Genomic DNA, 17,903 nt, shown 5'->3' on the forward strand with positions numbered 1-17,903 from the left:
GTGTAAATATGGTTACCCATTATACCCTGCAATCAGTGCCTGATGGCCCTGACCCAAATCTTTAGCCTGATGGGCATCGGAACCATAAATGAGCGGAATGCCGAGTTCTAAAGCACGCTTTGCAAATCGTTCAGGAGGGTAGGGTTCACCGCATAGCGGCTTTACAAGCCCAGCTCCATTATAATCCAGTTCATACCTTTGATCCTTGATCATTTCGAGAACCTTGTAAACCCGCTCGTCAAAACTTGCTGCCGGCGGATATCGATGCTGGAATTTATGGACAAGCGTAATGTGCCCGATTCGTTTTGGTTTATAAATGCCTAAATCAGTTTCTATTGATTTTTCCAGTGTATCGTAATATTTGGCATACACCGATTCCACTGAACCTAGTTCATTGGCAATCTCAGCAAACCCATTTTCGCTGAAATCGATGCAATGCCAGCTGTTTTGATGCTTGATGAAGTGAACGGAAAGTATACTATCATCAAGGAATTCTCCGATTTCGTCGAGGAATTCTTTTGTTTCTTTTTCATACCCCTCTATAAAGTCAACCTCCAGACCTGTTTTGATCAGGATTTTGTCTTTATGGCGTTCTTTCAGTACGCGGAGCTCTTGAAAGTAATCCAGGAGCAGGGCAGCGTCCATCCCGCTGTCTTTTTCAGGCGTAGGATCTTGAAAATTTCGTGGCAATGGAGCATGTTCCGTAAATGTGATTTCCTTTAATCCTAGCTCGATTCCCCGCGTAATATATTCATCGAATTTATCCGTAGAGCCGTGAGGGCAAAACGGAGTGTGCACATGACCGTCAGCTTTCATGGTCCTTCCCTCCCAAAAAACAGGTATTTGTAGCAATTTTCTACAAAAAAATCATTTTTCTCGTCAAAAATTATTGCTAACATGGTATCATAAAAGCATTAAATTTAACATTTTTACAATTCATATATAAATAGCAAGACTGTAAGGACTAGAACAGGGGGCTTACCATGGATTACATAATTGGGGTAATTGTATTAATTTTGATTTTCATCATTTGGGGTTATTTTTTCAAAAAGAGATATTTTAAAGAAATCGATCGACTGGAATCCTGGAAAATAAGCATCACGCACCGCCCCGTGCTGGAAGAGCTTTCTAAAGTCAAACAATTGAACATGACAGGTGAAACAGAGGAAATGTTCGAAAACTGGCGCATTGAATGGGATGCCATCATTACGGATCATATGCCCGAAGTCGAAGAGCTTTTATTCGATGCCGAGGAATTCGTCGATAAATACCGTTTCAGCCGATCAAAAGAGATACAGCGCAAAATTACAGTCAAGCTGAATGAAATAGAGGAAATGATCAAAAAGATCCTATACGAACTGAATGAACTCGTAGGCAGTGAGGAAAAGAATCGATTGGAAATTGAGGATATCAAAGATTCTTACCGTCAATTGAAGAAATCCCTGCTTGCACACAGGCATAATTATGGGAAAGCGGCTGATAAGCTGGAAAGCTCCTTGGATGAAGTGTTGCAGATCCTTCAGAAATATGAAGAAGAGACCGTGAACGGCAATTATTTGAATGCGAGGGAGCTTGTTCTCACCATTAAGGACAAATTGGCGGTTCTGTCAGTTAAAATGGAAATGCTCCCAAAATTATTGGTTGATAGCCAATCCGAGCTGCATTCCCAGCTTAATGAATTGAAGGATGGTTATGAGGAGATGTCGGGACAGGGGTACCTGTTGAGCCATATCCAATTCGAGCAGGAGATATCACGGCTTGAGGAAGAACTGGATCTATATAAAACACAATTGGAAAATGCCGAAACGGAAGCAGTGGAAAAAGGCATTAAAGAAATGCGCGAAAGCATCGAGGTTCTTTATGACCTTTTGGAAAAAGAAGTACTTTCAAAACAGTATATCTTGAAAAATGATGAAATTCTCAGGAAAACGATTAGTGACCTTGAATATGAAAACGATAAACTTAAAGTTGAAACCATACATGTTCAACACACGTATCATTTGACGGAAAATGAGCTCGATGCCCAACGGAAAATGGAAAAGCAGATTGCCCAGATTTCAAAACGCCATCAATTGCTCGTCTTGAAAATGGAGGATAATGTGATGGCAAGCTCGCTTATCAGCGAAGAGATGCAGGGGCTTGCAGTACAGTTGAAGGAATTACAGGAAAATCAGAAAGACTTTACCGTTAAATTACAGGCTTTACGGAAAGATGAAATGGATGCCAGGGATTCACTGGCAGAATTGAAGCGCAAAATGGTCGATACTGGACGTTTAATTTCAAAAAGCAATATTCCAGGTCTTCCAGAAGAGTATAAAGTGGTGCTTCAGGATGCCAAAGAAAGCATGGATGACGTTCAGGGTAAACTTGAAGAAAAGCCGCTTGAGATGGCCGCTGTTTATATTTATTTGGAAAAAGCGGTTCAACAGGTGGATAAGGTCCACGAAAAAGCCCAAGAATTGATCGAGCATATGTATTTGGCCGAAAAGGTGATCCAATTCGGAAATCGTTACCGAAGCAGCCACGATATGGTAGCCGAGAGCCTAAGGGAAGCCGAAGCGAAATTCCGAAGCTATGAATATCAAGCCGCATTGGAAACGGCAGCCACTGCCATAGAAAAGGTCGACCCAGGCAGTTTACAAAAAATCGGTGCGAACATAGAAGAAGTCCTTTCCTGAAAACCCGCCATGGCGGGTTTTTTTCTTTTTGTAGATTAGGTGGAAAGTTAAATCATTCTCTGGAATAAAAAGAAGCGGGTATCCTATCATTCTTGGATCAGTGTTTTACATTCTCTTTCAAATTCAATTATGTTAATATTAGAAGTTGCAACAGCAACATTGAAACTTATATTTAGAAGAGTGACCATCATAGATATAAAAACATGGAAGGTGAACCCATGATTTATTTTGACAATAGTGCAACAACAAAACCATATCCCGAAGTAATCGAATCATTCATGAAGGTTACTTCGGACTATTTCGGGAACCCCTCTTCGCTTCATGGACTTGGGGTGCAATCCGAAAAACTGCTTTCCGCTGCGAGAAAGCAGATTGCTGATTTATTAAAGGTGAAGAGTTCGGAAATTTATTTCACTTCCGGCGGAACGGAAGGAAATAATCTTGCCATTAAAGGGGCAGCCCACGCTCAGGGAAATCGCGGCAAACACATAATCACGACAGCGATTGAACATCCTTCTGTAGAAGACGCATGCCAATCATTGACGAGAATGGGATATGAGATCACATATCTTCCCGTTAACGAATTTGGACACATTGATATAACCGATCTTAAGGATGCATTGAGGGAAGATACCATTTTGGTTTCCGTCATGCATGTTAATAATGAAGTTGGCTCGATACAGCCGATTGCTGAAGTGGGCAAATTGTTAAAACAATACCCAAACGTGCTCTTTCATGTCGATAATGTACAGGGAGCAGGCAAGGTTTCGTTATCATTGCGTGAAGCCAATGTGGATTTATGTACAATTTCCGGCCACAAGGTTCACGGTTTGAAGGGGACGGGCATCCTGTATGTTCGTGAAGGCGTTCGGGTCGACCCGCTTTTCCATGGTGGCAATCAGGAAACGAAAATCAGGAGCGGCACTGAAAATGTTGCGGGAATCGTCGCCCTTTCGAAGGCTTTGCGTATTAGTATGAACAATCAATTGCTGTATCATGATAAGCTTCAGCAAATCAAAACTTATTTATATAAAGGTTTGAAGGAAATGGACGGGGTGTTGGTTAACAGTCCCGAAGAGGGCGCACCCCATATTGTGAATTTTTCAGTTCCGGGACTTAAATCCGAGGTATTGCTGCATGCACTTGAATCGGAAGGAATATATGTTTCGACGACTAGTGCCTGTTCTTCGAAAAAAAGGACGGTAAGCAAAACGGTGGACGCGATGTACCATCATTCGGCTCGTTCCGAAAGCGTCATCCGTATCAGCACTACCTATGGAAATGAAATGGAAGAAGCAAAGCAAGTTCTGGCGGCGATACAGAAAATAGTCGCTAATTTAGAAAAAATAATGAGGGTTGCTAAATGAAATTTGATCATATAATTATCCGTTATGGAGAAATCTCCACTAAGAAAAGAAACCGTAAAGGCTTTGTAGACAAAATGAAGGCACATATCCGCTGGAGTTTAAAAGATATAGAAGGCGTAGTGCTGACAGCCAACCGGGAGCGGATGTACGTTCTCCTGAACGGTGCTGACCATGTGCCGGTCATTGATCGATTGAAAGGCATTTTTGGAATACAGTCATTAAGCCCTGCAATAAAAATAGAGCGTGATCTGGAAGTGATGAAAACGGCCGCATTGTATTACCTTAATCATACCCTTGAAGAGGTAAACACGTTCAAAATCACGACAAAACGCGCCGATAAGGATTTTCCATATAATACCGATGAAATTAACAGGGCAATCGGCGGGCATTTGCTCCGAAATACAGAAGATTTAAAAGTCGATGTAAAGAACCCTGATTTGAACCTGCTGGTGGAAGTGAGACGCGAAGCCGTGTATTTGACAGGTGAAATCATCCAGGGTGCAGGCGGTCTTCCATTCGGTTCAAGCGGGAAGGCGATGCTGATGCTTTCAGGCGGGATTGATAGCCCTGTTGCAGGCTTCCTTTCGATGAAACGGGGATTGGACGTGGAGGCGATCCATTTTTACAGCCCGCCGTTCACAAGCGAGCGTTCACGTCAAAAGGTCATTGATTTGGCAGGTAAGCTGGCAGAAATTAATGGAAGCATGAAAGTGCACATCGTTCCATTTACGGAAATCCAATTATTGATTCAAAAACAAATCCCGGAAAACTACTCAATGACTACAACCCGTCGTTTAATGATGCGGGTCGCCGATCGCATCCGCGAAAAGGAAGAAGCCATGGCACTTATCACCGGTGAAAGCCTTGGGCAGGTTGCAAGCCAGACGATGAGCAGCATGTTTGCCATCAATGAGGTGACGAATACACCGATCCTGCGTCCGCTGATTACCATGGATAAGACAGAAATCATCAAAATAGCAAGAGAACTCGATACTTTTGAAATATCCAATCTGCCGTACGAGGATTGCTGTACGGTCTTTACGCCGGCAAGCCCAAAAACGAAACCCAAACGTGAAAAAGTCAATTACTATGAAAGCTTCGTCGACTTTGAATCCTTGATTGAAAAAGCGGTCTCCGAAACAGAAATATTAACGGTTAAACCGGGTCAGACTTTCGATAAGGAAGAAGCGATGGAAGACTTATTCTAGTATCCTATAATTACCAATAAAAATGTGCGAATGAAGCCATGTGTTTTAACACACTCTATAATCACAAGGAGGTGAAACACACATGGCAAACAACAACAGCTCAAACGAATTATTGGTACCTGGAGTTGAACAAGCTCTACAACAAATGAAATATGAAATCGCTACAGAATTCGGCGTACAACTTGGTGCCGACACAACATCTCGCGCTAACGGTTCAGTTGGTGGAGAAATCACAAAACGTCTTGTTCAAATGGCTGAACAACAATTAGGCGGAGGCTTCAACAGATAATTTCATAAATATGGCTACAGAGAGCGGGTTTTAACACCCGCTCTCTTTACGTTTGCAAAATTAATTCGTGGAAGCCGATTTAATAAATTCCTTAGTTTTACTACATAATTTTTTACTGTTTTATATAATATGAAACATTATTGGAATGAAGGAAAGTGCGACATTCCTGCTAGCCGAGACCCCACAGGCGCATGCTTTGATGAGGCTTGGCAGGCAGGCGGTGGAAAGGGAACGGGTTTCTGAAAGTGGGTATGTGTAATGATTTCCACTCCAGGCACTCGCTTTCCGCGGGCGGTCCGTGAGCCTCCTCGGCGCTCGCCTGCGGGGTCTCCCCTGGCCACGCTTTTCCCGCAGGAGTCTCGTACCTTACGTTCCAATCACTGGAACTTCTTTTTCAAGAAATATTGTAGGGAAACTGGCTCCTCATCTCCAATTCGTCTACAGTTGGGCGGTTTCATCAATTTTTCGGCAAAAGGAGTTCCGAATTGCTCTCGCCTCGAACCAAAATTTTAAAGGTAGACTAGATTACTCTTCATAGTTTTTTTCAGTATTCCTTAAAGGGTTGAAGAGATGTGCGACACTCCTGCCGAAAAACTGGCTAGCCAAGCCCCCACAAGTGCTGCTTTGATGAGCTTGGCAGACAATCAGTGGAAAGGAAACGGGTTTCTGAAAGTGGGTATGTGTAATGATTTCCACTCCAGGCACTCGCTTTCCGCGGGCGGTCCGTGAGCCTCCTCGGCGCTCGCCTGCGGTGTCTCCCTTGGCCACGCTTTTCCCGCAGGAGTCTCGTACCTTACGTTCCAATCACTACTGGCTCCTCATCTCCAATTCGTCTTTAGTCTGGCAGTTCCATCAATTTCCCGGCAAAAGGAGTTCCGAATTGCTCTCGCCCCGAACCAAAATTTTAAAGGTAAACTAGATAACTCTTCATAGTTTTTTTCAGTATTCCTTAAAGGATGGAAGAGATGTGCGACACTCCTGCCGAATAACTGGGTAGCCAAGACCCCACAGGCGCATGCTTTGATGAGCTTGGCAGACAGTCGGTCGGTCGAAGGGGAACGGGTTTCTGAAATAATCTGAAATGTTTTTTTGAAAAAACTGCAGGCTAGTCTCATCCAAAATTATGTTTAAGACTTGATAATCCTTTAAGTTTTTTTCTGTAATCCTTAAAGGATGGAAGAGATGTGCGACACTCCTGCCGAAAAACTGGCTAGCCGAGACCCCACAGACGCTTGCGTCGAGGAGGCTTGGCAGACAGTCGGCGGAGAGGGGAGCGGATCTCTGAAATCAACTGGAATGTTTTATTGAAAAAACTGAAGGCTGGTCTCATCCCGAATATGTTTAAGACTAGTTAATCCTTTAAGTTTTTTTCTGAAATCCTTATTGGATGGAAGAGATGTGCGACACTCCTGCCGAAAAACTGGCTAGCCGAGACCCCACAGACGCTTGCGTCGAGGAGGCCTGGCAGACAGTCGGCGGAAAGGGAGCGGAACTCTGAAATCAACTGGAATGTTTTATTGAAAAAACTGAAGGCTGGTCTCATCCCGAATATGTTTAAGACTAGTTAATCCTTTAAGTTTTTTTCTGAAATCCTTTAAAGGAATGAAGAGATATGCGACATTCCTGCTAGCCGAGACCCCACAGCCGCATGCTTTGATGAGGCTTGGCAGGCAGGCGGTGGAGAGGGATAGGGTTTCGAAAATCAGCGGAATTTTTAAAAAGAAAAACTGCAGGCAAACTCACTTTAGGAATTGTCTACAGGCTTAAGGGAGCGGATTCCTACACCCGCTCTCTTTTTTAATTTGTAAAAATAAATAGAAATTTTAGAGAAGTATCTTGTATAATGAGTAGGTACTAAGAGTTCATAATTGGAGGGGAAGAATATGAAGCGTGAAGACTTATTGGCTCCGGAACATTACAACTTAGTGAGTGAAATGGAACGTTATGCAAAAGATCCAGGTAAAGTTGCCGTACTTTGGGAGAACGAAACCGGAGATAAAAAACAACTTACATATGAGAATTTATTAAAAAGTGCAAATAAAATTGGAAATGCCTTCAAGAAAAAAGGACTGGGTAAAGGTGATACGGTCCTCATCATAATCCCCCGTTTGGTGGAAGCTTATCAAGTGTATTTAGCAGCATTGAAAATTGGCATGATTGTCATCCCTTGTTCTGAAATGCTTCGTGCGAAGGACTTGCAGTACCGAGTCAACCATGGTGATGTCAAAGGAATCATCAGTTATCATGAATATACTGACGAATTGAATGAAATAGAAGGAGCGGAAAGCCTCCTGAAGTTTTCAATCGGAAAACGAATCGAAAATTGGCTGGATTTGAATGAGCTCGCCGATGAGGAATCCGATCAGCTGACCATGGCTGACACGAAGAGTGAGGATATGGCATTCTTATCGTATACTTCCGGAACGACAGGAAATCCAAAAGGGGTCGTCCATACACATGGATGGGCTTATGCCCATTTGAAAACGTCCGCTGCAAACTGGCTAGGAATCAGCGAAACGGATGTCGTTTGGGCAACTGCAGGCCCAGGGTGGCAAAAGTGGATCTGGAGTCCTTTCCTGGCGGTTCTGGGGACTGGAGCGACAGGCCTTGCCTATCATGGAAAGTTCGAGGCGAAAAAATATCTTCAGCTGCTTCAGGACTACAAAGTGAATGCATTATGCTGTACACCAACCGAGTATCGATTGATTGCAAAGGTGGATAACCTTGATGATTATGATTTATCCCATCTTCATAGTGCCGTATCAGCCGGAGAGCCTTTAAATCAAAAAGTGTTCGAGGTCTTTAAGAACCATTTCCAGATTGAAGTGCGTGATGGGTATGGACAGACCGAAAATACCTTGTTGGTTGGTGTAACAAAAGGCATGGAAATTAAATTGGGCTCCATGGGCAAACCGACTCCGGGCAACCATGTGGAAATCATCGATGACTCCGGTAAACCTTGTTCGCCTGGCGTAGTGGGGGATATTGCCGTACATGTCGATACACCTGCTCTTTTTAAAGAATATTTTAAAGATCCCGAGCGGACATCGCAGCAATTCCGCGGGGACTATTATATCACCGGCGATCAAGCGAAAAAGGATGAGGATGGTTATTTCTGGTTTGAGGGTCGTTCTGATGATATCATCATCAGTTCGGGATATACGATCGGACCGTTTGAAGTGGAAGATGCACTCGTTAAGCATCCATATGTTAAAGAGTGTGCCGTTATAGCAAGTCCTGATGAAATAAGGGGAAATGTGGTCAAGGCGTATGTCGTCTTGATGGATGATATCGATCCGAACAGCCAGGACTTGATCAAGACGCTTCAATCGCACGTGAAAGAATTGACTGCTCCATATAAATATCCAAGGAAAATCGAATTTTTAGAAGAGCTTCCCAAAACGACATCAGGTAAAATCAAACGGGTGGATTTACGGAAAAGGGAAGAAGCACTCCTTAACAATTGATTGAAATGCATGAACGTCAGCCTTCAAGGCTGGCGTTTTTTTTATTGACAGGGACTTGGGTAAAAGCATAAATATGGGAATTCGTGTTATGAGATGGTACACTTACTGCATATCTGCACAGTAACAATCATTTAATAAGGAGTGTAAAGCCGGAATGGGAACGTTATGGTTCAATGGGTCGATTTATACGATGATTAAAGAAAATGATCAAGTGGAGGCAGTCTTCACTGAAAAGGGGGTAATTGTTGATACCGGCAGCCTGGACCATTTGAAAAATGAACATGCCGGCAATATTTCCAGGGAAATCGACTTAAAAGGACAAACGATGCTGCCGGGATTAGTGGATAGTCACCTTCATTTGGTCGGACATGGTGAAAGACTGCTTCGTCTAGACCTCTCTTTGATGGATAGCAGGGAGTCGATCATGAAATCCTTGAAGGAAAAGTGCTTAAAGACCCCGGCCGGAAAGTGGATCGTTGCCGAAGGGTGGAATGAAAATGAATGGCCGAGGCCTGAATTGATATTACGGGATGAGCTTGACGCGATATCGGCAGATCATCCCATCGTATTGAAAAGGGTCTGCCGTCATGCCTTGGTGGTCAATTCCCGGGCCCTTTTGGAAGCGGATATTAAAGAAGATATAAAAGAACCTTCAGGCGGGGTGATCTGCCGTTATCCTGACGGACGTTTAAATGGATTATTTAAAGAAAGCCAGGCGCAGAACCTTATTTTAGACAGCCTTCCCGGCATTGATCAAGAGTATATCGAAAACGCGCTCACAGAGGCCATAGAAGACGCATATAAGCTAGGTTTGACTGGCGGTCATACCGAGGACCTCCATTACTACAATGGCTTCATACCGACATATCAGGCGTTTAAATCGGTAATCGAGGACCGGGAAATGGCCTTTCGCGCCAACTTGCTCGTCCATCACGAAGCGTTAGAAGAAATGCTGGCAGCAGGCGGCGGCTATCAGAAAGGTACGCGATATATCAAATTCGACAGCATGAAGATCTTTACCGACGGCTCCTTAGGCGGACGCACAGCCCTGTTGAGCGAACCTTATGTAGATCAAAAGAATACGAATGGAGTCGCGATATTCACTGAAAACGAGCTTCAGGAATGGGTGAAAAAAGCAAGGGCTGCCGGAATGCCGATTGCTGTCCATGCGATTGGCGATCTCGCTTTTGAATACGTATTGAATGCAATTGAAGCCCTCCCCCCGAAAAAGGGACAGAGGGACCGGCTCATCCATGCGCAGATTGTACGGCCGGAGCTTTTGGAGCGTGCGGCAAAGCTGCCGGTAATCTTTGATATTCAACCGGGGTTCGTTCCGTCCGATTTTCCGTGGGTGGAAGAAAAGGTATCAGCCGATCTATTGGAATCCTCCTATGCCTGGAGAACCTATTTGAACATGGGCATCATTTGTGCGGGAGGGTCGGATGCACCCATTGAACCATTAAATCCGATTTTGGGCATTCATGCCGCTGTCACAAGGATGAAAATCAACAGTGAGGACCGCACCGTATATGGTTTGTCTGAAAGGCTTTCCGTTTTCGAGGCTTTCGCATTGTATACCAAAGGGAGTGCTGTAGCAATCGGCCAGGAAAAACGCCGCGGTGTGATCAATAAAGGGTACGATGCCGATTTTACCGTGTTTAATCTGGATGTCTTTGCTGTTGCACCGGATGATCTCCTGAAAGCTGAGGCGGTCATGACGGTCATCGATGACAAAATCATGTATGATAAAAATTAACAGTTGCAAAAAAAGAAATGGAAATACAAAATTGTTAGATGGAGTTAGATAAAGGAATGTAAATGGAAAGAAGGCTTGTTATGAAAGTGGATCAACAAAAAGAAGGGGCGATTTATGCAGCCCTTTCTTACATGATGTGGGGAGTTGTGCCGGTTTACTGGAAGTTCCTTCAGGGAGTCGGTGCAATAGAAATTTTAGCTCAGAGGGTATTATGGTCTTTCGTGTTCATGCTGGTTTTATTGATGTTCATGAAAAAATGGCAGGCGTTTCTAGATTATGTCAAAAACATAATGGGCAATCCGAAACTCTTTACGGCATTACTAACGGCGTCACTGCTTGTTACAGCTAATTGGGGAGTGTTCATATGGGCCGTTAACTCAGGACGGATCCTCGACACGAGCCTTGGATATTATATCAATCCGCTCGTCAGTGTACTATTGGGAGTGATAGTCTTAAAAGAAAAATTGAGCGGGGCCCAAATCATTTCATTCCTGCTTGCAGGAATCGGAGTCTTGATCCTTGGCATTCATTTCGGCACGATCCCGTGGATCTCTCTTGTTTTGGCCATGACCTTTGGATTATACGGTCTGGCAAAAAAAATGATCAAGGCCGAATCGGCAATCGGGCTGACGCTCGAAACGATGATGGTAACGCCTCTGGCCCTAGGTTACCTGATTTACTTGATGAACAGGTCGGAAATGCAATTCTTTACAGACGGGAGCACAAGCTTGCTGTTGGTGGGCGGCGGGATTGCCACGGCATTGCCTCTTTTATATTTTGCAAAAGGGGCCGAGAAGATCCCGTTATCGATGCTAGGCATTTTTCAGTATATCGCTCCGACCTTATCTTTATTGATCGGGGTATTCGTCTATCATGAAAGTTTCACCAAAGCACATCTTTTAGCCTTTTTGTTCATATGGTCGGCCTTGGCTGTTTATACACTATCCATAACGAAATGGGGGCAGGCAAGTGCCCGCAGGTTCAAAGGCAAAGGGAATATTGGTGCTTGAATAGAAAAAATGCTTGGGGAATTTTCTGCCCAAGCATTTTTTTATGTCGATATTCAATAAAACGGATTTATGGCATAGGCGAAATGCCAGGGTCATGAAAGGTATATCTTCGAACCTATTTCAGAAACAATACAATTGGAAAGGCTGGCAGGACTGTTATCGGGCTTGGCACGGGGGTTATTTAGTTGGAATTGTCTATAGAAGGAACTATCCAGGGAAATGATATGCGTTGTCAGAAATGCTGATATGGTGGCGAATGGCTTTCTATTGCTATTTAATTCATCGATGATTCCCTGTGCAGTGGTAATCCCGATCCCGTGGCCATAAAAGAGGTTATTCCCTAATAATATGGCATTTTCACCTTGCCATTCAGGGGTTGCCAAGTCGTGATCAGGGTTTTTGAAGTAAACGCAATCACCTGGTAAATAATCCCTTCCTTGATGAATAATGAGAGCCATATTCTGTGGAGGGCGAAAGTCATATAAAAATAGGTCTGAAAAAAGATGGTCGAAATTCCTAGGGCCGATCAAATCCAAAATCGCCTTTAAAAAAGTGACGACCATTGCTGTACCGCATTCGAAGGCATAAAGCCCTCCATTCATGAAAATGTCAACGAGCGCAGCATGAGGGAGAATCCCTGGCTGAAGGGTAAAGGTGCCATCCTTTGAAAGGTGCCAATAACGTTGATTGGATTGAGACTCCTCAAGTGTGGAAAAATCCGGACCGCTTTTATCCAACGCAATAGCTGCCTCTATGACTCGGTTCCTCAGCTGTATCTCGAAATTAAAATCCCCAAAGTTCCGGTATTCAAAAACGTTAGAATCTTCCGCCAAGCATTGAAGAGTTTCAAGCGATTTGGCAGAGGCTGTACCTGGTTGGATTTGACTGACATCTAACCATTTGTGATTAATCTTTATCATGACATATCCACCTTTTGCTTATGAAATTAAGGGTTTAATAAAACAAGTAAACAAAAATGTCTACATGTAATGCTCATTATATGAATGCTTGAAAAGAAATGACTATTTGGAACGTGTCCGCCGCCGTTGCAGCCAAGAATGATTGGAACGGAAAGAGGCAGAATTATTTTGCTTTCAATGATTTTCGTTCCAAAAGATATTTGCAAGATATCCTGAAGTGCCAGGAATACCTTTCCAATTAGAGAGAAGAAGCAAATTAGTATTCCTTTTTCCCCATGAATTGATATAATGAGAGAGAAAAGTTCATATGTGCGAGAAATGTAGGGGGGCCAGTACTGCTGGCTGAGATTGCATCCATTAGATGCTGACTCTTTGAACCTGATCTGGGTGATGCCAGCGGAGGGAACATATTATGACTGATTTTCTGTTTTGTATGTTAACGTCCGAATTCATCTTCGGGCGTTTTTTGCTTTTTTATCCAGTATTTGAATAGCCCTGGAGCCCTATTATGGTTCCGGCATATGAATCTTATAAGATGTGTAGGAGGATAATGACTTGAATAAATTCTTACCACTGTTAACTTCGTTCTTCCTTTTAGCTGGATGCGGAGCAGGCGGAACTAATGAAAAAGAAGAAGCATCTAAAAATGAAAAATTAAAGAAGGTATCGGTCGTGCTCGATTGGACACCGAATACAAACCATACAGGATTGTATGTAGCCAAGGAAAAAGGTTATTTTAAAGAACAAGGTCTTGATGTGGAAATTATCATGCCAGGTGAAGCTGGAGCTGATAAGCTTGTCGCTTCAGGGAAATCTGAATTTGGCGTGAGCTATCAAGAGGGCATAACACAGGCCCGCGTACAGGGTGTGCCGATTGTTTCGGTAGCTGCCGTCATCCAGCATAATACTTCGGGATTCGCTTCCCCTGAGGCTAAGGACATTACGACTCCCAAGGATTTTGAAGGGAAAACGTATGGTGGCTGGGGATCTCCGGTTGAAAAGGCCATTATTGATTCACTCATGAAAAAGGAAAATGCGGATGTAAATAAAGTGGACATAGTCAATACAGGAGACATGGATTTTTTCACTTCGGTTAAAAGGGATATAGATTTTGCCTGGATTTATTATGGTTGGACAGGCATTGAGGCTGAGTTGCGAAATGATAAGCTTAATATGGTGTACTTAACGGAATACTCTGATAAGCTTGATTACTATACGCCTGTTTTGACTACAAATGAAAAGATGATAAAAGAAGATCCCGAGACTGTTAAAGCATTCGTCCATGCAGCTTCGAAAGGATACCAGTTTGCGATTAAGAATCCTGATGATGCAGCAGATATGTTAATTGAGTCTGCACCGGATCTTGATCCAAAACTAGTGAAGAAAAGCCAGGAGTGGCTTGCAGCCAAGTATCAGGATGATGCTCCGCGATGGGGTGAACAAAAGCTTGAAATTTGGAAGAATTACAGTGAGTGGATGACTGAAAATAAGCTTCTTGAAGGTGATTTCGATCCTGAAAAGGCATTTACCAATGAATTTTTACCAAAATAGGAGGAAATACAATGGCCAATTCATTAATTAGTATACAAATTATTCCTAAAGGGGAAAATGTCATCCCTATGGTCGATGAAGCAATCAAGATCATTGAAGAATCAGGTGTCAAGTATGAGGTTCACCCGCTTGAAACGACAATGGAGGGGGAGCTTTCCGAGCTTTTTGCCGTGATAGAAAAAATGAATGTAAGAATGATTGAAATAGGATCACCGAATGTCATTTCCCAAGTGAAAATATTATATCAGCCAAGCGGGATTACGATGGATACGTTAACGGAGAAATATCGGGCATGATCGGAAGGGGAATTTGGAAGAAGGGGGCTCCCTTCTTTCTTTTATTATTGTTGCTGATAGTATGGGAGTCAGTGACAGTCTTATTGAAAGTTGAAGAATGGCTGCTTCCCGCTCCATCGGCCATTTTCATTGAAGGAATTGAGTCGTCCCGCAATCTTTACGGACACCTTATATCCACAACCGAGCTTGCGTTGTCAGGTTTTTTTATTGGAAGCTGCATCGGCTTATTGATCGCGGCAATCCTGCACCTATTTCCAGGTGTGAAGGACGCGGTTTATCCTCTGCTCATACTATCACAAAATATACCTATAATTGTTTTGGCGCCGCTTTTGGTGATCTGGTTTGGCTTTGGCATGCTGCCTAAGTTAATCGTGATTTCACTTGTATGTTTTTTTCCGGTTGCGGTCGCATCATTGGACGGTTTTCGCCAGACACCATACGAGCTTAAGCATTATTTCAAGATGATGGGAGCGGGGAAAAACCAGTTATTTTGGAAGCTGGAACTTCCTCACTCGATCCCGTTCATTTTCTCCGGCCTGAAAATTTCGGCTTCCTATAGTGTAATGGGTGCGGTTATTTCGGAATGGCTTGGGGCAAAATCGGGGATTGGTGTTTATATGACTCTCGCTTCTTCAGCGTTCAGGACAGATCGGGTGTTTGTAGCCATTTTCATCATTATGGGAATGAGCCTGATTTTTTTTGGAATCATCACTTTCCTGGAGAAATACTTGGTTTCTTGGAAGAGAAAGGAGGGCGAAAAGGGTGAAGCTGGAAATTAAAGACGTCTCCTATTCTTTCGATGGTAAGCAGAATATATTGGAGAATATGAATTTCCAAGTGAATGATGGGGAATTCGTTACGATCCTTGGGCCATCGGGAAGCGGTAAAAGTACATTGTTCCACTTGATCGGCGGGATTTTGAAGCCTGATCATGGCATCATTTCATTGGATGGTAAAAAGATAAATGGCTTAAAGGGACATATCAGCTATATGCCTCAGCAGCCTTCCCTTTTACCTTGGAGAACGGTATTGGAAAATGTTTTGCTTGGAAGTGAACTTGCTGGGACCAGAGATAAAGAAAAGGCAAAAAACCTTTTGATGAAAGCTGGTTTAGAAGAATACGATAAAGCATATCCCCATGAATTATCTGGAGGCATGAAGCAAAGGGCGGCATTCATTCGGAGTATCTTAAGTCCACAGGACTTGATGTGCCTGGACGAACCCTTTTCTGCCTTGGATGAACTGACTAGATTGCAAATGCAACAATGGCTGTTGTCTGTTTGGGAAGAAAATCGGAGGTCGGTGCTTTTTGTCACTCACAGCATAGATGAAGCGGTTTTCCTATCAGATAGAATTTATGTGTTATCAGCAAAACCGGCTGCTGTCATCAAAGAAGTGAAAGTTCCATTTTCAAGGCCAAGAAGAGAAGAACAGCTTCTTAGTGATGAATTTATTCATTTGAAGAGAGAATTATATGCAGCACTCAAGCCAACTTTCACTACTTAAGTAAGGAGGCGATATCATTTGAGAATCATCGACAGCCATATCCATTTGGATAAGTATGATATTGTTAAGCGAAAGCAGATCCTGAAAGATATGGAAAAGGTTCAGTTGGAATCCTTGCTCACTGTTTCCATGAATTTGGCTTCTTCGATTAAACATTATCAGCTTTCACTTAAAGATTCACGAATTAAGCCTGCCTTTGGTTTTCATCCAGAGCAGCCCCTCCCGAGTGATGAAGAAGTGTATGAATTATTGAGCTGGATGCGGGAACATCGTCACGATATGGTTGCCATAGGCGAGGTTGGGCTGCCCTATTACCTAAGGCAGGAAAACCCCAATATTGATAACACAGCATATATAGTGATACTGGAGAGGTTCCTGACCTTAGCTAAAGAGATTGAAAAGCCGGTTATCCTTCATGCCGTTCATGACGATGCACCTATCGTTTGCGACCTTTTGGATAAGCATCAAATTACAAGGGCACACTTTCATTGGTTTAAAGGCGATATCCGGACAGTTGAAAGAATGGCCGAAAAGGGCTACCGCATTTCGATTACACCTGATGTTTGTTATGAGAGGGAAATACAGGAATTAGTTTCGGCCTATCCACTTAAGCTGATGATGATAGAAACGGATGGACCATGGCCGTTTGAAGGGGTTTTCAATGGGGAATGGACCCATCCCGGCATGATGCATGAAAGTGTGCGTCAAATTGCTTCGATTAAAGGATTGCCGATTGAGGATGTTTATGAAGCCCTTTATCAAAATACGAAAGATTTTTATCATATATAAAGGTACCGGTTATCATATCCGGTACCTTTTTTCGTTTGGCTCATTTCGTAAAGATTGTTGTTTTTAAAACGAAACTATTTAAGGTTGATTGGAGCGGAAGTGCGAGACTCCTGCGGGAGCAGCGGGACAGGTGAGACCCCACAGGCGTTTACGCCGAGGAGGCTCACCGCCCGCACCAAGGAAAGCAACCACAACTCACTACCTGGTAAATAGCAACAAATTATGTGAAAACAGCCTTTCGTTTAAAGAAAGGTCCTTTTAACCTTTTCCCAAAAGGAATTGTCTTTTAGCTTAACGGTCTTGATGACCTTACCGCTTAAACGGACCTTTACCTTTTCGACATGATTGATGCTTAACGCTTCATTGTCCATTCCGACGATCGGATAGCTTGGTCCGTTTTGTTCAAGGTGGACGGTCAACGTCTTAGCACCGCTTAAGATGAATGAGGAGCCTAGGGTCCGATAGGTATTATTATTGACGGAAGCAAGCTCGCTCACTTGGAAGCAAGGGAGAAGGGGATCGACAACGGCCCCATTGACCGATTTATTATAGGCGGTGCTTCCGGTCGGAGTCGCAATGATGATCCCGTCCCCGCGAAAAGTTTCAAAATGGAGTTGATCAATGAAAATATCCATGATGAACGTTTTGGTGATCGAAGAGCGGATACTGAGTTCATTAAGGGCATAGAAGGAGGGCTGATCGTCCAATTGGATAGAGATGGTTGGATATTTACGCACCTCGATTTGCTCCCTTGTCATGGCTTCAATCATTTTATCACTGTCTTCCAAGTGGAAATCGCAATACATATTCAAGTTACCTGTCGTGGAAATGCCCGCATATAAACAGTCATCCCTGAACCCGGTTTTACGGGCTGCCTGCAGGAATGTGCCGTCATCACCGATGCTTACGATGATGTTCGCTTTTGTGAAATCCTGGATGACTTCATACGAATGTTGCTTCGCCAAGTCTGATAAGTATTCAACCTTGCTGAGCATCTCTTCATTCGGTGCATGGAAAAAATAAATATTCCTTCGAGTATCCATCGTATCCCCCCTAGTATGTATGG

Annotated in this window: 15 protein-coding genes and 1 riboswitch; of the genes, 12 read left to right on the forward strand and 3 right to left on the reverse strand. The window is 43.4% G+C overall.

Translation table 11 applies throughout. The features are described from left to right. Positions 1–12: 12 nt before the first annotated feature. Positions 13–816, reverse strand: a complete 804-nt coding sequence (hisJ, locus tag OTG27_RS15635; RefSeq protein WP_098864009.1) for a histidinol-phosphatase HisJ — start codon at positions 814–816, stop codon at positions 13–15. Positions 817–983: 167 nt separating this feature from the next. Here hisJ and ezrA point away from each other — a divergent pair, with 167 nt between their 5' ends. From ezrA to rarD, 7 genes are all read left to right on the forward strand, one after another. Next, positions 984–2,678 carry a septation ring formation regulator EzrA gene (ezrA, locus tag OTG27_RS15640; protein ID WP_057276728.1) on the forward strand — a complete coding sequence of 565 codons (1,695 nt, stop codon included), beginning with the start codon at positions 984–986 and terminating at the stop codon, positions 2,676–2,678. Between the two features lie 218 nt (positions 2,679–2,896). After that, positions 2,897–4,045: a cysteine desulfurase family protein gene (locus OTG27_RS15645; RefSeq protein ID WP_268937390.1), complete on the forward strand. Its 1,149-nt coding sequence runs from the start codon at positions 2,897–2,899 to the stop codon at positions 4,043–4,045. Continuing rightward, the gene (gene thiI / locus OTG27_RS15650) at positions 4,042–5,253 is read left to right on the forward strand and encodes a tRNA uracil 4-sulfurtransferase ThiI (protein ID WP_034309205.1); all 1,212 of its coding nucleotides are present in this window, start codon (positions 4,042–4,044) and stop codon (positions 5,251–5,253) included. The genes OTG27_RS15645 and thiI overlap by 4 nt, the downstream gene beginning before the upstream one ends. An 82-nt stretch (positions 5,254–5,335) precedes the next feature. Continuing rightward, positions 5,336–5,542, forward strand: coding sequence for an alpha/beta-type small acid-soluble spore protein (locus OTG27_RS15655; protein ID WP_034309203.1), 207 nt, complete (start codon positions 5,336–5,338; stop codon positions 5,540–5,542). 1,883 nt (positions 5,543–7,425) lie between these two features. Next, entirely contained in the window at positions 7,426–9,009 is a 1,584-nt protein-coding gene (mbcS, locus tag OTG27_RS15660) for an acyl-CoA synthetase MbcS (RefSeq protein ID WP_048677943.1), read from the forward strand. A 154-nt stretch (positions 9,010–9,163) separates the two neighbouring features. Continuing rightward, positions 9,164–10,765: an amidohydrolase gene (locus OTG27_RS15665; protein ID WP_268937391.1), complete on the forward strand. Its 1,602-nt coding sequence runs from the start codon at positions 9,164–9,166 to the stop codon at positions 10,763–10,765. 80 nt (positions 10,766–10,845) lie between these two features. Next, positions 10,846–11,775 carry an EamA family transporter RarD gene (gene rarD, locus OTG27_RS15670; RefSeq protein ID WP_048677941.1) on the forward strand — a complete coding sequence of 310 codons (930 nt, stop codon included), beginning with the start codon at positions 10,846–10,848 and terminating at the stop codon, positions 11,773–11,775. A 92-nt stretch (positions 11,776–11,867) separates the two neighbouring features. On the opposite strand, the gene OTG27_RS15675 is transcribed toward rarD, so the two are convergent. After that, a complete protein-coding gene (locus tag OTG27_RS15675; RefSeq protein ID WP_221408427.1) occupies positions 11,868–12,695 on the reverse strand; it encodes a protein-glutamine gamma-glutamyltransferase in 828 nt (275 codons plus the stop codon). Between the two features lie 312 nt (positions 12,696–13,007). Continuing rightward, a riboswitch (TPP riboswitch) is annotated at positions 13,008–13,117 on the forward strand. Positions 13,118–13,250: 133 nt separating this feature from the next. Here OTG27_RS15675 and OTG27_RS15680 point away from each other — a divergent pair. From OTG27_RS15680 to OTG27_RS15700, 5 genes are read left to right on the forward strand one after another with little or no spacing between them, the layout of a single operon-like run. Beyond that, the gene (locus tag OTG27_RS15680) at positions 13,251–14,246 is read left to right on the forward strand and encodes an ABC transporter substrate-binding protein (RefSeq protein ID WP_268937392.1); all 996 of its coding nucleotides are present in this window, start codon (positions 13,251–13,253) and stop codon (positions 14,244–14,246) included. A gap of 11 nt (positions 14,247–14,257) precedes the next feature. Continuing rightward, positions 14,258–14,542 carry a thiamine-binding protein gene (locus tag OTG27_RS15685; RefSeq protein WP_034309193.1) on the forward strand — a complete coding sequence of 95 codons (285 nt, stop codon included), beginning with the start codon at positions 14,258–14,260 and terminating at the stop codon, positions 14,540–14,542. Continuing rightward, positions 14,539–15,321, forward strand: a complete 783-nt coding sequence (locus OTG27_RS15690; RefSeq protein ID WP_268937393.1) for an ABC transporter permease — start codon at positions 14,539–14,541, stop codon at positions 15,319–15,321. Before OTG27_RS15685 ends, OTG27_RS15690 begins: the two co-directional genes overlap by 4 nt. Then, positions 15,311–16,048, forward strand: a complete 738-nt coding sequence (locus OTG27_RS15695) for an ABC transporter ATP-binding protein (protein WP_057277072.1) — start codon at positions 15,311–15,313, stop codon at positions 16,046–16,048. Before OTG27_RS15690 ends, OTG27_RS15695 begins: the two co-directional genes overlap by 11 nt. 18 nt (positions 16,049–16,066) lie before the next feature. Further along, positions 16,067–16,837, forward strand: coding sequence for a TatD family hydrolase (locus OTG27_RS15700; protein ID WP_268937394.1), 771 nt, complete (start codon positions 16,067–16,069; stop codon positions 16,835–16,837). A 242-nt stretch (positions 16,838–17,079) separates the two neighbouring features. On the opposite strand, the gene OTG27_RS15705 is transcribed toward OTG27_RS15700, so the two are convergent. Beyond that, positions 17,080–17,880: an NAD kinase gene (locus OTG27_RS15705; protein WP_063575483.1), complete on the reverse strand. Its 801-nt coding sequence runs from the start codon at positions 17,878–17,880 to the stop codon at positions 17,080–17,082. Positions 17,881–17,903 lie beyond the last annotated feature (23 nt).

Origin of the sequence: Peribacillus sp. AS_2 (assembly GCF_026891895.1) — a bacterium.
Classification (GTDB): domain Bacteria; phylum Bacillota; class Bacilli; order Bacillales; family DSM-1321; genus Peribacillus; species Peribacillus frigoritolerans.

Coding starts and splice junctions, on each gene's coding strand:
- OTG27_RS15655 (WP_034309203.1), top strand. CDS start 5,336: ATGGCAAACAACAACAGCTCAAACGAATTATTGGTACCTGGAGTTGAA.
- OTG27_RS15685 (WP_034309193.1), top strand. CDS start 14,258: ATGGCCAATTCATTAATTAGTATACAAATTATTCCTAAAGGGGAAAAT.
- thiI (WP_034309205.1), top strand. CDS start 4,042: ATGAAATTTGATCATATAATTATCCGTTATGGAGAAATCTCCACTAAG.
- ezrA (WP_057276728.1), top strand. CDS start 984: ATGGATTACATAATTGGGGTAATTGTATTAATTTTGATTTTCATCATT.
- OTG27_RS15705 (WP_063575483.1), bottom strand. CDS start 17,880: ATGGATACTCGAAGGAATATTTATTTTTTCCATGCACCGAATGAAGAG.
- OTG27_RS15690 (WP_268937393.1), top strand. CDS start 14,539: ATGATCGGAAGGGGAATTTGGAAGAAGGGGGCTCCCTTCTTTCTTTTA.
- OTG27_RS15675 (WP_221408427.1), bottom strand. CDS start 12,695: ATGATAAAGATTAATCACAAATGGTTAGATGTCAGTCAAATCCAACCA.
- rarD (WP_048677941.1), top strand. CDS start 10,846: ATGAAAGTGGATCAACAAAAAGAAGGGGCGATTTATGCAGCCCTTTCT.
- OTG27_RS15665 (WP_268937391.1), top strand. CDS start 9,164: ATGGGAACGTTATGGTTCAATGGGTCGATTTATACGATGATTAAAGAA.
- hisJ (WP_098864009.1), bottom strand. CDS start 816: ATGAAAGCTGACGGTCATGTGCACACTCCGTTTTGCCCTCACGGCTCT.
- mbcS (WP_048677943.1), top strand. CDS start 7,426: ATGAAGCGTGAAGACTTATTGGCTCCGGAACATTACAACTTAGTGAGT.
- OTG27_RS15645 (WP_268937390.1), top strand. CDS start 2,897: ATGATTTATTTTGACAATAGTGCAACAACAAAACCATATCCCGAAGTA.